Below are 17560 nucleotides of genomic sequence, written 5' to 3' on the forward strand. Positions count from 1 at the left end.
TCTTATCCCTTGAGCCCGGCGAGCATGACGCCGCGGACGATGTAGCGCTGGAGCACGAGGAAGACGATCAGCGTCGGCAGCGTGGCGATCGCAGCACCCGTCATGATCATTTCCCACTGGATGGACTGTTCGACCGCGAAGCTCGATAGGCCGACCGGCAAGGTGTAGAGTTCCTTGCTGGTGGTCACGATCAGCGGCCAGAAGAACGCGGTCCAGTTGCCGAGGAAGGTGAAGATGGCAAGCGCGGACAGAGCCGGTGTCACCAGCGGCATCGCCACTTTCCAGAAGATCTGGAACTCGTTCAGGCCATCGACGCGGGCTGCCTCGAGGAAATCGTTGGGCACGCCTTCGAAGAACTGCTTCATCAGGAAGGTGCCGAAGGCCGTCATCATGCCGGGAAACATGATGCCCCAATAGCTGTCCAGCCAGCCGAGATTGGCCGACATCAGGTACCACGGGATGACGAGCATCTCGGTCGGGATCATCAGCGTCGACAGGATGGCCAGGAAGATGAAGTAGCGGCCGCGGAATTCGAACTTGGCCAGCGTGTAGCCGACAAGGCTGTCGAAGAAGACGTTCGACAGCGTCACCATGACGGCGACGAACATCGAGTTGAAGAACCAGCGCATGAAGCGCCCGTCGGCCAGGATCGCGATGTAGTTGGCGAAGGTCGGCGCTGCCGGAATGAGCCTGAGGTCATAGACCTGGCCGGCCGTCTTGAATGACGTCGAGAACATGAAGGCCAGCGGCGTCACCATGATCAGGCCGCCGATAAACAACAGCGTCCAGGCGAGGATGCGGCCGGGCTTGACGTTGGCGTGGGACAGCGCCGGCGTTTGGGTGACGGCACTCATTTCTTTTCCCTCAGGATCCAGAGCTGCAACAGCGATACGAACAGCAGGATGGTGAACAGCACCACCGTCTGGGCCGCCGCATATCCCATCGCGTAGGACGAAAATGCCGTCTGGTAGATCATCAGCACCAGCGGCTTGGTCGAGCCGAGCGGGCCGCCCGGGTCGTTGGTGGTCATGTTGTAGACCTGGTCGAAAATGCGCAGGAAGCCGATCGACGAGAACACGACGAGAAACACGGTTGTCGGCTTGAGCAGCGGCAGCGTGATCTTGCGCAGGATTGCCCATTCGCCGAGGCCGTCGATGCGCGCCGCCTCGTAGAAGGTGTTGGGGATCGACCGTAGGCCGGCCATGAAGATGATGATCTGGAAGCCGAGGCCGGCCCAGATCGCCGTCAGCATGATCGACGGCAAGGCCTGGTCGACCGAGCGGATGAACGGCTGCTGGGGGATGCCGAGCGTGCCGAGCGCATTGTTGATCACGCCGATCGGTGCCGGCTGGTAGAACCAGCGCCACACCCAGGCCATCGCGGCAGCCGTGGTCAAATAGGGCAGGAAATAGAGACCGCGGATCAACCCGTGCATGAAACGCACGCGATCGAGATGGTAGGCAATGACGAATGACAGCAACAGGCTGATCGGCGTGCCGACGAGCAGATAGGCAAAGGTGTTCTTGAACACCTTCCAGAACTGCGGGTCTGCGAACAGCTTCTCGTAGTTGGCCAGGCCGATGAACTGCGGCGGCTTCAAAAGGTCCCAGTTGGTCAGCGAAAGCCAGAAGGCTTCGATGGTCGGGTAGAAGCGGATCACCGAATAGAACAGGATCGGCAGAGCGAGGAAACTCCACACCCACACCAGCCGCTTCGTCCGCATGGAACGGCGTTCCCAGAAGGTCGCGCCGGGGCGGCTCAGCGCCGCCCCCTGTTGATCCGCTGTCACAGACATCAAGCCTTCGCCTTACTTCGGGGCTGCTGCGTCGATGATCGCCTGCTCGGCCGCTGCGGCCTGTGCGAGCGAATCCTTCACCGACTGGCCTTCGAGCAGCACGCGGTTGGCCATGTCGATGGTGGTCTGGCGCTGGGCTGCCTCATCAACGAACATGGTGGTGCGGGCGTATTCGAGACCCTTGAGGAACGGGCCGTAGACCGGATCGGCTAGATTGGCTTCGGTCATGGCCGCCGAACGGCGTGCCGGCAGCTCGCCGACCGTCTTCAGCCAGACGTCCATCGCCTCGGGCGAGGAGATGTAGGCCAGAAACTTCTTCGAGGCTTCGAGCTTCTCGCCGCTGGTCGTCGCCGAGATGCCGTTGGCGAAGTAGCTGGCATAGTTGGAACGGGTGCCGTCGGCATTTGCCGGCAGTTCGGTCACGCCCCACTCGAAGCCTTCGATCGACTTGAAGGCGCCGAGACGGAAGGTGCCGTCGATGGTCATCGCCGCCATGCCGGCACGGAAGGCCGCCTGGCCTTCGTCCATGAAGCCGGCCTGGCCGATCTTCTTCTCGGTCTGCAGGTCGGTGTAGAATTTCAGCGCCTTTTCACCCGCTTCGGTGTTGTAGGCCACCTTGCGGTCTCCGTCGGTGTAGGGCTGGCCGCCGAACTGGCGCACCAGCACTTCTCGCCACCACTGGTGATCCTGGCCGGCCATGTCGAGGGTCGAGCCGGCGACGATCAGATTGCCGGCGGCGTCACGCTTGGTCGCCTTCTCGGCGGCGGCAACGAACTCGTCGAGCGTCTTGGGCGGGTTCGCCGGGTCGAGGCCGGCTTCGGTGAACAGCTTCTTGTTGTAGAACAGCGCCAGCGAACGCACGGCGGTCGGCAGGCCGTAATAGTCCTCGCCGCGCTTCATGGCGCTGACGATCGGGAAGAATTCGCTTTCGATCTTGTCGTGCGGGAACGCATCGGTCGGCAACGGCTGCAGCAGACCGCCGGCGACGAACTTGTCGAGCCAGCCGTAGAACAGCTGCATCACATCGGGGCCCTGGCCGCCCATCTTCGCAGCGATGACGCGCGTCTGGTAGTCGGCATAGGGGAAGGTCGTCTGCTTGACGGTGATGTCAGGATTGGCCTTCTCGAAATTCTCGATCAGCTGGTCCATCGCCTTGACGCGCGAGTCGAAGACATACTGCCAATATTCGATCTCGACGGCCTGCGCCGCGTTCATAGCCAGTGTGCTGAAACCAGCAATCAGACCGGCAAACAGGGTTGCTCTACGCATATTAGCCTCCAAATGCGCCCATCGGATATCCCGAACCACGGGCGACCATTATCCCCTTGGCCCGATTTTTCTCGCAGTCGAGAAACGGGCCACTCGCTTAAATTCATGGGCCATCGAACGCGGGCGGAACACGCCCGACAAAACTGACACCAAGGAGCTGCGGATCCTCCCCGCACACTCCCTCTACGGTTCCCTTTCATCAGCCGTTTGTCAATAAGATAATCTACTTGAATTAATCTATTGCAGCTAACGTCGCTTCCGCGTTATCAATTTTGCAACCGAGGTCAGGATGGGCGAAATGGCATTTCAGCCGGGCAGCACGCATCAGGTCACATTGGGCAACAACCCCGAGCGCAGCCGCGACCATAACCGTCGCGTGGTGCTCGACGTCGTGCGCCGGAACGGCGCGCTGGGGCGCATGCATATCGCCCGGCTGACGCATCTGACCGCACAGGCCATCGCCAACATCGTCGACGAGCTGGTCAGCGAAAACCTGTTGATGGAGACCGGGCGCCTGCGTTCTGGCCGTGGCCAGCCGCCGATCCAGTTCGCCGTCAATCCCGACGGCGCCATGACCATGGGCATCGAGATGGCCTCCGACCATATGGTGTCGACAGTGCTCGACCTGTCGGGCCAGCCGCGTTCCAGGCGAATCATGCCGGTCAGCGACACCAGCCCGAGCCAGGTCATCGCGCATCTGCGCGCCGAGCTCGATGCGGTCAGGTCGACGTTCAAGTCGCGGCTGCTCGGCATCGGCGTGGTGATGCCCGGCCCGTTCGAGATCGAAGGCATGACCTCGGTCGGCCCGACGACGCTGCCGGGCTGGGCAAACATCGATGCGGCAAGCCTGCTCAGCGAAGCCTGCGGGGAGCCGGTGACGGTGGAAAACGACGCCAACGCCGCGGCTGTCGGCGAACGCTTCTTCGGTGCTGGCCACACCATCTCCAGCTTCTGCATGGTCTATTTCGGCGCCGGCCTTGGCCTTGGCATGATCCAGGACGGCACTCCGTTCCGTGGCGCCTTCGGCAATGCCGGCGAAATCGGCCACGTCGTTGTCGTTCCCAGAGGCAGGGCTTGCCCATGCGGCCAGCACGGCTGCCTTGAGCGCTACGCCTCGGTCCATGCGCTGCGCGAAAAGCTGTGCGAGGCAGGCATCCCCGACTGCGACTTCGCCGACTTCTCCGAACTCCATGCCAAGCGCCATCCGGTGCTGCTGGCGTGGATGGAGGAGACCGCGACCTATCTCGCGCCGATGATCGCGATGATCGAAAACATCCTCGACCCCGAAACGGTGATCCTTGGCGGCGTGTTGCCGGACGCGATCATCGACGAGCTGATCGAGCGGATGGGACCGTTGCCCATTTCCGTCGCCAGCCGACGGACCCGCGCCCTGCCCCGCGTCATGCGCGGCCAGACCGGGCAATACACGGCGGCACTCGGTGCCGCCGCGCTGCCGCTGTTCGAGGTGGTCACGCCCAAGCTCGAAACCGCCGCCACAACGACCACCGAATAGCAGACTGGAATACCGGAGGACCTGAATGCCGAGCGCCCGCGAACGTATCGAGAGACAAAAGGCCAGCCCGTCGCTGCTCAGGCTTCACCGTGCCCTCAGCCGTCTCAGCTCTACCGTCACCATGATGAACACCGGCGCTCATCCCGATGACGAGCAGAGCGGCCTGCTTGCGTATTTCCGCCTCGGCCTCGGCATGCGCGTCATCGTCGCCTGCTCGACGCGTGGCGAAGGCGGTCAGAACTCGCTCGGGCCGGAGCGCCTTGGCGTGCTCGGCATGATGCGCACCCGCGAGATGGAAGAAGCGGCGCGCGCGCTCGATGCCGACGTCGTCTGGCTCGGCCATGGCCCAGATGACGAAGTGCATGATTTCGGCTTCTCCAAGGATGGCGACCAGACCTTCACCCGCTGGGGCGAGATGCGCACTGTCGAACGGCTGGTGCGTGCCTATCGCAGCGAACGGCCCGACATCGTCATTCCGACCTTTCTCGATGTCCCCGGCCAGCATGGCCACCACCGCGCCATGACCCGCGCAGCCGAAAAGGCAATCGGGCTTGCCGCCGACCCGCAGGCGTTCCCCGAACATTTCAAGGAAGGCATGAGCCCCTGGCAGGTGGCGAAGTATTATCTGCCGGCATGGTCGGGCGGTGGCGACACCTATGACGACGAAGTGCCACCTCCCGATGCGACGGTTGTCGTCAACGCGCCCGGGCGCGAACCGGCGACGGGCGCGGAATATGACCGCATCGGAGAATGGTCGCGCTACTACCACGCCTCGCAGGGCATGGGTCATTGGCCTGATGTCGCCGAGACGCGCTGGCCGCTGCATTTACTGCTTGCCGCCAACGGCACAAAGGCCGAGACGTCGGTGCTCGACGCGCTGCCGGCAACGCTCGCCGATCTCGCCGCATCGCGAGACCTCTCCTATGAAGCCGCGCAGGCACTGAAGGCCGCCGGTTTGGCCGTCGACAAGGCAATCGCGGCATTCCCACACGCCGATGCGATCATTGCAGCCCTCACCGAAGCGGCTACCCAGCTTGCCGCTGCCCGCAATAACGCCTCGCCCGATTTCCTCGAACGCCATCGCCACCGTCTCGACCGCAAGGCACGCGAGATCGACGCCGCCTTGATCGAGGCCGCCGGCCTCTTCGACCGCGCGACGCTGTCGCCATCGACAGTGGCGCCTGATGAAACGGCTGAACTCACTGTCGATCTGGCCTCCGCCGGCGACAGTCGTTCTGTCGAGGTCGAAGCTGTGCTGCCCAATGGCGTCACGGCCAAGGCGGAGACCATCACCGGACGCCGACGCAGCCTGAAGATCGTTGCCACCGTCGACGCCGCTTACACAAAGCTCTATCCGCCGTCATGGTCGGCTCTCGGCGGCAATGGTGACGCCCATGTCGTCATCTCGGCAAAGTTCGGCGATCATACCGCCCGCGCCACCTATGACCTCGAGGAGCCATTTGCCGTGCTGCCGGCAAGCTCGGTCGTGATGGAGCCCGAAGCGCTGATCGTACCGCTCGACGGCACCAGACGCGAATGGCCGGTCAAGTCAGTGGTCGCAGGCAAGGATGCGCCCGTCTCGCTCAACATGGAAGACGGCTGGTCACTCGCCCAGGCGGAAGGTGGCCAGGTCATCCGCGCTCCCGAGACACGTGTTGCCGGGCTAACCACCATCACGCCGCTGGTCGGCGGCAGGCCGGCATTGCGGCTGACCACGATTGCCTATTCGCATATCGGCCGCGTCACCCATCGCCAGCCGGAAGCGCTGAGCGTGCTCACGCTCGACCTCAAGCTCCCGCAAGGGGCTGTCGTCGGTTATGTCGGCGCGGGCGCCGATCGCGTCGGTCTTTGGCTGTCGCGCATTGGGCTCGACGTCACCGAACTCGACGCCAAGGCATTGGCCGGAGACCTCAGCCGCTACACATCAATCGTCGTCGGCATCTTTGCCTTCGGCATTCGCAAGGATCTGGCAGCAAGCACCGAGAAGCTGCACCGCTTCGTCGAAAATGGCGGCCACCTTGTCACCCTTTACCACCGCCCGACCGACGGTTGGGATCCACTAGCGACGCCGCCGAGGAAACTCGAGATTGGCTCGCCGTCTTTACGCTGGCGCGTAACGGATCCGACCGCCGAGGTTACGGTGCTGGTGCCGGACCACGTCCTGCTCAAGGGGCCGAACATCATCGGCCCGCAGGACTGGTCCGGCTGGAACAAGGAGCGCGGGCTCTATTTCGCCGCGCGCTGGGACGAGGCCTACCAACCGCTGCTGGCGATGCACGACGCCAACGAACAGCCGCTGATGGGCGCTCTGGTCTCTGCCGAGATCGGCAAGGGCCGCCATACCCACACCAGCCTCGTGCTGCATCACCAGATGGACAAGCTGGTGCCGGGAGCATTCCGCCTGATGGCAAATCTTGTCCAGCCAGCCTGACGGCACGGTGACGCCCGAGGCGGGGGACGAGCGTCACAAGGCCAACCGCGAAGGCATCGTCTGGGTGCTCGCAGACATGCTGCTGGTCTCCGGCGGCATGACGGCGCTCGTCAAGGCGCAAGGGCTCGTCTATCCGGCGTTCCAGCTCGTCTTCATCCGGGCGATGATCGGCTTGCTGTTCATCCTGCCGCTGATCTGGCGCCATCGTCACCACATCCGTCACACCAGGCATCCCTGGCAGAACGTCTCGCGCATCAGCTGCAACGCCATCGCGCTGACCAGCCAGTTCATGGCCTACACGCTGCTGCCGCTGGCGGTGGTCAACGCGCTGAGCTTTTCCAGGCCGCTCGTCACCATGGCCATGGCGGTCGCCTTCCTCGGCGAGACCGTTTCGCGGTTGCGCTGGGTGGGTGCTGCCTTCGCCTTCGCCGGCGTGCTCGTCATGCTGGCGCCGGGCGGCGTCGAGTGGAATCTCGGCCTGCTTGCGGTGTTTGCTACGGTCGTCTTCGGCTCGCTCGCCATCATCCAGACACGCATGCTGCGCGATGAAAACACGACCGTGATGATGGTATTCTACACTGTCGGCCTTGCGGTCATCACCGCTGTTCCGGCCATCTTCGTCTGGCAGCCTGTCAAGACCTTCGACTGGGTGCCCCTGCTCGGCATCGGGCTTCTGGCGCAGGCCGGTCAATACTGCTTCCTGCGCGCCTATCGCCTTGCCGATGCCAGCGTGCTCGCGCCGATCGGCTATCTCTCGATCGTCGTCACGACTGCCGCCGGCTATGTCTTCTTCGCCGAAGTGCCCGACCAGCGCATCGTCATCGGCGCAATCGTCATCCTCGCCGCGTTGCAGACGACCGCCTATCTCGAACGCCGCGCCAACAGGAAGAAGTGACCTTCGCCAAATCCGCGAGCGTCCTGTTCCCGGAAGCGGGGGAAATCAATCCCAGGCAGCTCCGTCAAGCGCGTTGAGCGGGAACTTGAGATAGCGCTGGCCATTAGCTTCGGGTTCGGGGAGCCGGCCACCATTGATGTTGATCTGCAGTGCATGCAGGATCAGCTTCGGCATCGGCAACGTGGCGTCGCGCCCATTGCGGAACGCCACGAAATCCTCTTCCCGCTCATAACGCGTCAGGTGAATGTTCTGACTTTTCTGGGCGGCAACGGTGCTTTCCCACAACGGGGTGCGCCCGCCAGGCTGGTAGTCGTGCCCGACGAAAATGCGGGTGTCATCAGGCAGCGCCATGATGTCCTGGATCGTCGACCATAACGCATTGGCGCTGCCGCCGGGGAAATCCGTACGTGCGGTGCCGCTGTCCGGCATGAAGACCGTGTCGTGGACGAAAGCTGAATCGCCGACGACATAGGTGACGGATGCCAGCGTGTGACCGGGCGAGAACATCACACCCGTCCTGATGTCGCCGATCTCGAAGGTGTCGCCCTTGTCGAACAGGTGGTCCCATTGCGAACCGTCGGTGCGGAGCTCAGGCCAGTTGTAGATACCGGCCCAGAGTTTCTGCACGTCCACGATGCGCGCCCCGATCGCCGTCGGCGCACCGGTCTTTGCCTTCAGATAGGACGCCGCCGAGAAGTGGTCGGCATGCGGATGGGTGTCGAGGATCCACTGGATCTCCAGATCCTGTTCGCGAACATGGTCCAGCAGCTTGTCGGCGTTGACGGTTGCGGTTGCGCCCGATTTCTCGTCGAAATCGAGGACCGGATCGATGATGGCGCATTTTCGGGTTCGCGGGTCGGAGACGACATACTGCACCGACCAGGTGCGTGGGTCGAAAAAGGCGGCGACGTCTGGTCTTGCCATCGCTCAAGCCTCGGCCATTTCGGCAGCGCGCGGATAGAAGATCGCACGGCTGGCATCGAAATCGTAGCGCTCCTGATACTGCACCGCGTCCGAAGCCAGCTTCAGCACCGCATCGAGGATGAACTGCACTTTCTCTTCCGGCAACAGCACGCTGAAATTGAGCCTGACAAAACCCGGCTTGCTGATCTCGTCGCCGGCCAGGATCGCTTGGCGCATGCGCTCAGATTCCGTCTCGCCGATCGACAGCAGGCGATGGACATAAGGCCCGGCACAGGCGCAGCCGCCACGCGCCTGGATGCCGAAACGATCGCTGAGCATGCGGGTCACCAGTTGCTGGTGAACATAGCCGCCCTTGCCGTCCCTGACCCGGAACGAAAAGATCGGCAGCCTTTGCGGCTCCAGCGCACCGAGCAGCTCGATGTTGCCGGCGCCGTTCCAGGCCGACATGGCGCGGCTGGTCAGTTCGGCATTGCGAGCCCGCATCGCGTCCGCGCCGAGCGCTTCCTTGACCAGGAAGGCTAGGGCCGCGCGGATGTCGCCGACCACATTGGGCGTGCCCGCCTCTTCCCGCGCTTCCAGGCTGGTGCTGTAGTCGTGGCCCGAGGGCGAGACGAACTTGACGGTGCCGCCGCCGGGCCATGACGGCTTGTCAGTCGTAACCGCATCGCGGCGGACGATCAGCACGCCCGAAGCGCCCGGACCGCCAAGGAACTTATGCGGCGAGACGACCACGGCATCGATTTCAGCGCCTGATACGGGCGACATGGCGATCGGCATGTAGGGTCCCGCACCGGCGTAGTCCCAGACGATCTTGGCGCCAGCCGCCTTCGCCTGCCTGGTGATGGCAGCGACATCGGTAATGATGCCGGTGACGTTGGAGGCAGCCGAAAACGCGCAGACGGTGAGGTCAGCCTCCCATTGCAGCACTTCGTCCAGTGCGACGAGATCAGGTCCACCGGCAGCGCATTCGGCGATCTCGATCACCTCCGCCCCGCTTTCGCGCCAGGGCAGGATGTTGGAATGGTGCTCGTAGGGGCCGATGATGACACGGACCTGCTTGCCGGCAGCAACGGCATCGGTAACACCCAGAAGCTTGACCAGCCGATTGATGCCGGCCGTCGCGCCCGATCCGGCGAAGATGACCGCATGCCTGTCGCTCGCGCCGCAGCACGCGGCGATCGCCGCGCGCGCCTCGCGGCGCAGGCGGGTCATCATGCCGCCGCAGTAGGAAGCCTCGGTGTGGCTGTTGGCATAATAGGGCAAGACTTCCTCGAGCACGAAGCGCTCGATCTGCATCAGCGCCCGACCTGATGCGACATAGTCGGCATAGACCATGGGCTTGAGACCGAACGGCCCGTCGATCTTCGCGTCCTTGCCGACAAGGCCGCTGCGCAGCTCCGCGACGACGTCACGTACGGCAAGGCACTCCTTGAACTTGTCCAGCAAGCCGGTGCCGCCAGGCTTTTCGCAGCGCTCGGTCTTCATCGAATCTCTCCCGCAACCAACTAAAGGCGATTCTAATCGGATGTGGGAGATGAAACCTCATCGTTTTCGCGCGACTTTGCAGCCATCTTGGGTCATATGATCTGAACCATGGAAAAAATCGACGAAATCGACAACAAGATTCTGGCGTGCCTGCAAAAGGACGGTGCGATCTCGCAGCGCGACCTGGCCGAGCGTGTCGGGCTGTCGCAAAATGCCTGCTGGCGCCGCCTCCAACGGCTCAACGCATCAGGCTTGATCCGCGGCACCCATGCCGACATCGACCTTGCGGCACTAGGCTACGACCTGACCGTGTTCGTCATGATCCGCACCCGCCACCACTCCAAGGAATGGGCGGACAATTTCCGCAAGCATGTCGAACGCATGCCCGAGGTGACCGACTTCTACCGCATCGGCGGCGACTGGGACTATCTGATCAAGGTGGTGACCAGGGGCATGGCGGGCTACGACGCCTTCTACCAGAAGCTGATCACCAACTTCGACCTGGCGACGGTGACCGGTTTCTTTTCCATGGAAGCGATCATCGAGAACCGCGCCGCGGACCTCGCCCGGCTACGCTAAAGCCGATCAAGCCAGCGCGTCGATCATCGTCTCCTGGCCGCCCGAGAGCCAGAAGGCCGCGGTTTGTGGCTCGCAATAGGCGAGAATGTCCTCAGGTGCCGCGCCTGTGTAGACCCCGCGCAGCGCCCGCAGGCTGACACTGTGGGCGACCACGACATGCGGCGTCGAGCGGTCGAGACCGACGAGCCAGGACCGCATGCGCGCCATCAGTTCGACATGGCTCTCGCCACCAGGCATCGCATAACTCCAGGGATCGGCGCGGTCGGCCTCGAACTGCTCGGGAAACGCCTGTTCGATTTCTTCGGCTGAGCGTCCCTCCCAGACACCGAAAGCACGCTCGACAAGCGACGTCTGGTCGACGAAGCAGTCGAAGGAGACACCCCAGACATCGGCGAGTATCGACGCCGTCTGGCGGGCGCGGCCGAGCGGGCTGACCCAGAATCTGGCGTCCTTGCAAGGGGCGACCCGCACCGCGAGATGTGTGCCCACCTCAAGTGTCCGCCGCACGCCATTGGCTGTCAGCGGCGTGTCCTTGTGACCCTGCAGGCGGCCGGCGACATTCCACTGGGTTTCACCGTGGCGGATGACGAGCATATCGGGAAAATGAAAAGGCATGAATTTCTGCGTGCTGAAAATGGGAGGGATGGGCCGCCGAGCGATGCCGGCGGCCATGATGTCATTCGGCGAGCCATTGCGCCGACGAGGGCTGCAGCCCGACCGACGTCCGGGCGCCCGTTTCGAGCAATGCGTCACCGGAATGGAAGGGCACGTCCACCAACACCGATGCGGTGCCAACCTGCACGCCGTAGCGCACGGTTGCGCCGAGAAACTCTCGATGTGTGATGGTTCCTGCCAGCGCCACGGCGTCTGATGCAACGGTGCCGATGGTTGCGTATTGCGGCCGGAAGACGAGCTTGGCGCCGCGTGGCACGGTGGTCCCTGCCGGGATAGGAATACTGCCCGCACCCGGCACTTCGAACAGGCGATCCGCACCGCTTCCGACGACATGGCCGTCAAGGATGTTCGCCGTGCCGAGGAAGTTGGCGACGAACAGGTTCGCCGGCTTCTCATACAGCCCCATCGGCGTGCCGACCTGCTGGATTCGGCCTTCGTTGAACACGGCGATGCGGTCGCAGACGGTGTTGGCCTCCTCCTGGTCGTGGGTAACGAAGATGGTCGTCAGCTGCAGCCGCTGCTGCAATTCACGCAGTTCGCGCCGCACCTCGACACGCATCTTGGCGTCGAGGTTCGACAACGGCTCGTCGAGCAGCAGCACCTTGGGCTCGATGGCGATGGTGCGGGCGAGCGCGACGCGCTGCTGCTGTCCGCCCGACAGCTGGGCGGGACGCCGCCCGGCCAGATGCTTGAGCCCAACCAGGTTGAGCGCGGCATCGACACGGCGCTCGACCTCGGCCCGCGGCAACCGGCGCTCTTCCAGTCCGAAGGCGACGTTGCGGGCAACCGTCATGTGCGGCCACAACGCATAGGACTGGAACACCAGGCCGATGTCACGTTTCCAGGGCGGCATGTCGAGCACGTCGACGCCGCCGACGACCACGCTGCCCTGGCGGGCGGTGTTGAAGCCGGCGATCAGCCTGAGCAAGGTGGTCTTGCCGCAGCCCGAAGGTCCGAGAAAGGCAAAGAATTCGCCCGGCTGGATCTCAAGATTGATGTCCTTCAGCACCTGCAGGTCGCCGTAGAACAGGTTGACGTCGCGAATGCTGATCGCCTTGGCGGGGCTTGGCGCAAGGCCGGTGGTGCTAGCGTTCATGTTCATTGTTCTCTCCCCAAGTTCCTATTTGGCCGACCCGATGGCCTTTTGCCGGCGTTCGATGACGTAGTGCGAAAGCAAGGTGCAGAGCGCCACCATGATGACGGCGATGACCCCGAGCGCGGCACCGGGCCCACGCCCTGCCGGCGACTGCATGAAGACGTAGATGCCGTAGGCGATCGGTGCGTCCGAGTTGCTCTGGATCAGCATCAGCGTCGCCGAGAGCTCAACCGCCGCTGTCGAGAAGCTGGTGACGAAGCCGGCGAGCAAACCGCCGGTCATCAGCGGCAGCACGATCCGGCGGATCGTACGCTGCTTTGTGGCACCGAGATTTTCGGCAGCCTCCTCGAGCGATTCCGACACCTGCTGCAAGGCGGCGTAGCAGGCGCGCAAGGCATATGGCAGGCGGCGGATCGCCAGCGCCAGAACGACCATCACCCACAACGTCGCCAGTGGCGTGCCATCAGGCAACGTCACGCCATAAAAGGTGCGGAGATAACCAATGCCGAGGACGACGCCGGGAATCGCCAGGGCTGAGGTTGCCGCCCAGTCGAGCCAGCGGCGGCCGACGACCTTGGTGCGCAGCACGAGATAGGCGATGGCGCCACCGATGACGACGTCGATCAGCCCGGCAAGCGAGGCATAGATCAGCGTGTTCTTGATGTAGACAGAGCTTTCGTCGAACACCCTGGCGTAGTGAACCATGGTGAAATCGTCAGGCAGCGGGCTGTAGGACCAGACGGTCGCAAAGGACAGCAGCAGCAGGCCGATATGCGGCGACAGGACGAGCAGCAGGATGAAGCCGACGACGCCATAGGCGACGATGCTCTCGCCACGGCTCAGGCTCCGGCGCATCAGGCCGCCGCCGCCGCGCTGCACGGTCGAATAATCCTTGCCGCGCATCGCAACGGCCGACAGCCACATGGCGAAGATCGAAACGATGATCAGGATTACCGAGATGACGTAGCCCATGGGATCGGTCAGACCGACCGAGGTGACGCGCAGATAGGCCTGCGGCGCCAGCATGTCCTTGACGTTGAGCAGCAGCGGCGTGGCGAGGTCGTCGAAAACCTTGACGAACACCAGAGAAGCGCCGGCGAGATAGCCCGGCATCGACAGTGGAAACACGATGCGGCGGAACAGGCGGAAGCCGGACGAGCCGAGGTTCTGGGCTGCCTCTTCCATCGACCGGTCGATGTTGCGCAGGCTGGTCGAGAGATTGATCAGGATGAACGGAAAATAGTGCAGCGACTGAACGAAGATGACGCCGTTCAACCCTTCCATGAAGGGGATGCGGACGCCGAACCAGTCATTGAGCAGCAGGTTGACGGTGCCGTTGCGGCCGAACAGCAGTTGCATCGCCACCGCGCCGACGAAGGGCGGCATGATCAGCGGCACGAAGCCCAATGTCTGGATGACCATCGAACCGCGAAAATCGAAGCGCGTCGTCAACACGGCGAGCGGCAGCGCAATCAGCGTCGCCCACACGACCGACATGCCGGCGACATAGACCGAGTTGAAGAACGAACGGCGGAACAGGTCGGTGGCGAAGAAATCCAGAAAGTTGACGAAGGTCAGGGCGCCGGTGCCCTTCTCGGTGAAGGCCGTGTAGATCACGGTTCCCGCGGGAACGATCAGGAAGATCGCCAGGAACAGGCCGATCAACGCCACCGCGGCGATCTGGCCGGGCTTGGCGGTAACCCGCCGCAGCGGGAACGAAGTAACAAAAGCCATGAGGCAGACTCCGAAATGATATCGGCTGGCCCGGCCGCATCGATGCGCCAGGATCGCCCGCTATCAAGGATGTGAAGAGGTTGGCCGCCCGCGCCAGGCAGGCGGCCGCTGTTGCCCTGACGTCTCAGTCGACGAGGGACAGTGCCTTTTCCGCCTTGGCCTGGGCCTCGGCGTAGTTCTTGGTCGCAAATGCCGCCCACTGCTGCTCGAGCTCGGCCTGGCGCGCGGTCTTCTGCTCGCCACCGGTGAAGGCGTCGCGGATCTGCGGGCTGGCGGCCTCGTCGGCCGTGACGGGCATTGCCGAGATCAGGGCACGCGCTTCGTCGACCAGCGTGCGCGCTTCCGCCACGTCCTTGGCGGCAAGCGCCTTTTCGGCGGCGTAGATCGCCTTGGTCGCGCCCTTCAGCGGATCGAGCTGGAACGAGATCAACTGGTCGAACAGCGTGTCGACGACATCCGTGCGCTTTTTCGACACATCGGCATCGAAGGTGATCATCGACTGGAAGCGCGGATCCTTGAACGGATTCGGGAAGCCTTCAGGCGCGTTCGCATAGAGCGCGGGGTTGATCGGCAAGCGGCGGATCGACGGCTCGAGCAGGACTGCCTGACCCTTCTCCGAGAGCAGGTAATTGACGAAGGTTTCGGCGCCTTTCTGGTTCGGGGCGTTGGCGACGATGCCGATGTTCGCCGGCACCACCGTAGTCACCGACGGGTAGACGAAGCTGACCGGGAAGCCACCGGCCTGCGCCGAGAAGGCAAAGAAGTCGATGACGATGCCGATGCCGGCCTGGCCAGAGTTGACTGCATCCGGAACGCCGAAGGAGCGCTCGGTCACCTGCTGCAGGTTGCCGCCGATGCCCTTCAGCGTGCCCCAGCCCTTGTCCCAGCCTTCGCCCTGCAGCACGGTCTCGATGGTCAGGTGCGTCGTGCCCGAACGCGAGGGTGCTGCGATGGCGACGTGGTCGTGGAATTCAGGCTTGGTCAGGTCGCTCCACTCAGCCGGCTTGGGCAGGTTGTTGGCCTCGAGATAGCGGTCGTTCCACATGATGCCGTAACCGGACGCGGCGAAGCCGAAGTAGAAGCCGTCCGGATCGTTCACAGGATAGGAGCCGACTTTTTCCGGCAACCCGGTCACCGATGGCGCGAACTTGGCCAGCAGGCTTTTGCCCTTGAGGCTGTCGAAGGCGTCGGGCGCCGATGCCCAGAACAGGTCGACCTGGTTGTTGGCCTTGATTTCATCGAGATACTTCACGCCCGAGCTTGTGCTCTTGTTCTGGACGTCGAGCGTGAAGCCCGGATTGGCCGCCTCGAAGCTGGCCTTGAACGGGTCGGTCACATCCTTGGAAAAGGAGGTGACGACGGTCACCTTGCCGCCATCCTGGGCGTAGGCGGTCGAAATGGCGGCGGCCGAAACCAGCATCGCCGCGGCAATGGTCTTCAACATAGGTACTCCTCCCAATGACACCGCCAAATGCCGGCGGCCACTTCATGGACAGCAAGGCGCGTGCCAATTGGCGAAAGCCCTGATTTCCGGACTTTCGAAATGCGACATGGGAAATAGCGGTAACATCTGATCTGCCCGGCATGGGTCAGACGGGTAACATCGCAAGCGTCGGCTAGTGGACGCTGCAGTCGTGTTGCCAAGGTGGTCTAGAATGAATTCGCCGCTGAAGTCGCGCGTCTTTTCATTTATCGAGGGGATTCCGCTCAGGCATGTGATGCCCGCCCGACGTTGCAATGATAAACGCCCAAGCGGCTCTGCAACTAAACCAGTAGCTATGCTACATGGCGCATTGGCGTTTCCGCGCGCCTGCGACGTAGGGCGTCTGCCACGAATATCCGTGACATGGCATGATAGAGGGGCTCGCGAGATACCAGTCGGGCTGTCCCGTAACCGAGCATCGAGGTCAACATCAGCGGAATAACATTGTCGTGGTTGCCTGTCATTTCAAGAATGATAACAAATGCGGTCATAGGCGCCTGCACCACGCCGGCGAAATAACCAGCCATTCCAAGCAATGCTGCAAGTCCCACATTGGCACCCAAGAGCAACCCGAGACTGCTGCCCAGTCCAGCGCCAACCGACAGAGACGGGGCAAATATGCCACCGGGAATTCCTGACAACATCGAAAACAAACCAGCGAGTAGCTTTTCCGCGAAATAAAATGTCGGAAGCGGCACACCTTCGACTGCGCTACGGGCCTGATCATATCCGGTACCGAAGGTCAGTCCGTCTGATGAAATTCCAATCAATGCGACACATAGACCACAAGCTCCTGAAAGGATGAGCGAGCGGCCTAGTTGGTGGGTAGCTAGCCATCGGCGCAATCGCCGGGAAATCCTTAGTGCGGCAAGGCTAAAGCATGCGCCCAGCCCTCCACCGACAATCCCGCAAGCAACAATCAGCGGCCAATCTCCTGGAAAGGCGACTGTGGCGTGGGTTATGCCAAAGTAGGTGTAGTTGCCGAGGACACCAAGCGAAGCCAAGCCGGCAAGGATAACAGCGGCCAATACGACGCCGTTGGTCCGTGCCTGATAGCTGCGCCCCATTTCCTCGATGGCAAAAACGATCCCTGCCAACGGTGTGTTGAAGGCTGCAGCGATACCGGCAGCTGAGCCTGCGAGAATAAGGCCGCGTGCCTGTGCCATCCCACCCCAGCGTGCAACTTGCAGCATTATTGATGCGCCGACCTGAACCGTTGGGCCTTCACGGCCGATTGAGGCTCCGACGAAGAGTCCGGCAATAGTCAGAGCGACCTTGCCAACAACCAGGCGCAAAGACAAAAGCCGAGCTCGTTCTTGCCCGTCGCGCAGATGTCGAGCCGCGATGGCTTGTGGAATGCCGCTCCCCTGCGACCCAGGGAAAAACTTGCCAGCGACATAGGCACAAAAAACAAAACCCGCTGGAGTGACGAACAAAGGCAGCCAAGATCTTCCATTGTCAGAGAAGAATTGCCGGAACAGGAATTGCGCCTGATCGGCCATCTTGGCAAAAAGAACACTAATCAGACCAATTGCGATTGCTCCCACCCAGAAGACAACACGGGGGCGCCAAAGGCGCGGCGAAACCCACATTGCGCGCGAGCGCCGAAGCATCGGCACCCTACGAGGCTGCTTGGCAAATCTGGTCATGGATGACTTGTAGGCAAATTGTTTCAATCACG

14 protein-coding genes are annotated in these 17560 nt (G+C 62.7%); 4 read left to right on the forward strand and 10 right to left on the reverse strand.

Annotation, left to right across the window (positions count from 1 at the left end):
• Positions 1–2: 2 nt before the first annotated feature.
• From N7E70_RS29405 to N7E70_RS29415, 3 genes are read right to left on the reverse strand one after another with little or no spacing between them, the layout of a single operon-like run.
• Positions 3–854: a carbohydrate ABC transporter permease gene (locus N7E70_RS29405; protein ID WP_192320355.1), complete on the reverse strand. Its 852-nt coding sequence runs from the start codon at positions 852–854 to the stop codon at positions 3–5.
• Positions 851–1789 carry a carbohydrate ABC transporter permease gene (locus tag N7E70_RS29410; RefSeq protein WP_067968462.1) on the reverse strand — a complete coding sequence of 313 codons (939 nt, stop codon included), beginning with the start codon at positions 1787–1789 and terminating at the stop codon, positions 851–853. Before N7E70_RS29410 ends, N7E70_RS29405 begins: the two co-directional genes overlap by 4 nt.
• An 18-nt stretch (positions 1790–1807) precedes the next feature.
• Positions 1808–3064 (reverse strand): extracellular solute-binding protein, encoded by a 1257-nt coding sequence (locus tag N7E70_RS29415; protein ID WP_067967706.1) that lies wholly within the window; start codon positions 3062–3064, stop codon positions 1808–1810.
• A gap of 298 nt (positions 3065–3362) precedes the next feature.
• Here N7E70_RS29415 and N7E70_RS29420 point away from each other — a divergent pair, with 298 nt between their 5' ends.
• The 3 genes from N7E70_RS29420 to N7E70_RS29430 all read left to right on the forward strand — a co-directional run bounded on the left by N7E70_RS29420 (position 3363) and on the right by N7E70_RS29430 (position 7903).
• Positions 3363–4577, forward strand: coding sequence for an ROK family protein (locus tag N7E70_RS29420; protein ID WP_371818663.1), 1215 nt, complete (start codon positions 3363–3365; stop codon positions 4575–4577).
• 25 nt (positions 4578–4602) lie between these two features.
• Positions 4603–7008: a PIG-L family deacetylase gene (locus N7E70_RS29425; protein WP_263005267.1), complete on the forward strand. Its 2406-nt coding sequence runs from the start codon at positions 4603–4605 to the stop codon at positions 7006–7008.
• A gap of 76 nt (positions 7009–7084) precedes the next feature.
• Entirely contained in the window at positions 7085–7903 is an 819-nt protein-coding gene (locus N7E70_RS29430) for a DMT family transporter (protein ID WP_269441483.1), read from the forward strand.
• A gap of 45 nt (positions 7904–7948) precedes the next feature.
• Here N7E70_RS29430 and N7E70_RS29435 read toward each other — a convergent pair whose 3' ends face one another.
• On the reverse strand, positions 7949–8827 hold the full coding sequence (locus N7E70_RS29435) for an MBL fold metallo-hydrolase (RefSeq protein WP_263005268.1): 879 nt from the start codon (positions 8825–8827) through the stop codon (positions 7949–7951).
• A gap of 3 nt (positions 8828–8830) precedes the next feature.
• The gene (locus N7E70_RS29440; protein ID WP_263005269.1) at positions 8831–10312 is read right to left on the reverse strand and encodes an aminotransferase class V-fold PLP-dependent enzyme; all 1482 of its coding nucleotides are present in this window, start codon (positions 10310–10312) and stop codon (positions 8831–8833) included.
• Positions 10313–10420: 108 nt separating this feature from the next.
• On the opposite strand from N7E70_RS29440, the gene N7E70_RS29445 reads away from it, so the two are divergent.
• Positions 10421–10891, forward strand: coding sequence for an Lrp/AsnC family transcriptional regulator (locus N7E70_RS29445; RefSeq protein ID WP_263005270.1), 471 nt, complete (start codon positions 10421–10423; stop codon positions 10889–10891).
• A 6-nt stretch (positions 10892–10897) separates the two neighbouring features.
• Here N7E70_RS29445 and N7E70_RS29450 read toward each other — a convergent pair whose 3' ends face one another.
• From N7E70_RS29450 to N7E70_RS29470, 5 genes are all read right to left on the reverse strand, one after another.
• Entirely contained in the window at positions 10898–11506 is a 609-nt protein-coding gene (locus N7E70_RS29450; protein ID WP_263005271.1) for a histidine phosphatase family protein, read from the reverse strand.
• A gap of 61 nt (positions 11507–11567) precedes the next feature.
• Positions 11568–12668: an ABC transporter ATP-binding protein gene (locus N7E70_RS29455; RefSeq protein WP_442866531.1), complete on the reverse strand. Its 1101-nt coding sequence runs from the start codon at positions 12666–12668 to the stop codon at positions 11568–11570.
• 18 nt (positions 12669–12686) lie between these two features.
• Positions 12687–14396 (reverse strand): ABC transporter permease, encoded by a 1710-nt coding sequence (locus N7E70_RS29460; RefSeq protein ID WP_192320390.1) that lies wholly within the window; start codon positions 14394–14396, stop codon positions 12687–12689.
• A gap of 124 nt (positions 14397–14520) precedes the next feature.
• Positions 14521–15840, reverse strand: coding sequence for an ABC transporter substrate-binding protein (locus tag N7E70_RS29465; RefSeq protein WP_263005272.1), 1320 nt, complete (start codon positions 15838–15840; stop codon positions 14521–14523).
• 332 nt (positions 15841–16172) lie between these two features.
• On the reverse strand, positions 16173–17528 hold the full coding sequence (locus tag N7E70_RS29470) for a chloride channel protein (RefSeq protein WP_263005329.1): 1356 nt from the start codon (positions 17526–17528) through the stop codon (positions 16173–16175).
• Positions 17529–17560: the final 32 nt, after the last annotated feature.

Origin of the sequence: Aminobacter sp. NyZ550 (assembly GCF_025628925.2) — a bacterium.
GTDB lineage: Bacteria > Pseudomonadota > Alphaproteobacteria > Rhizobiales > Rhizobiaceae > Aminobacter > Aminobacter ciceronei.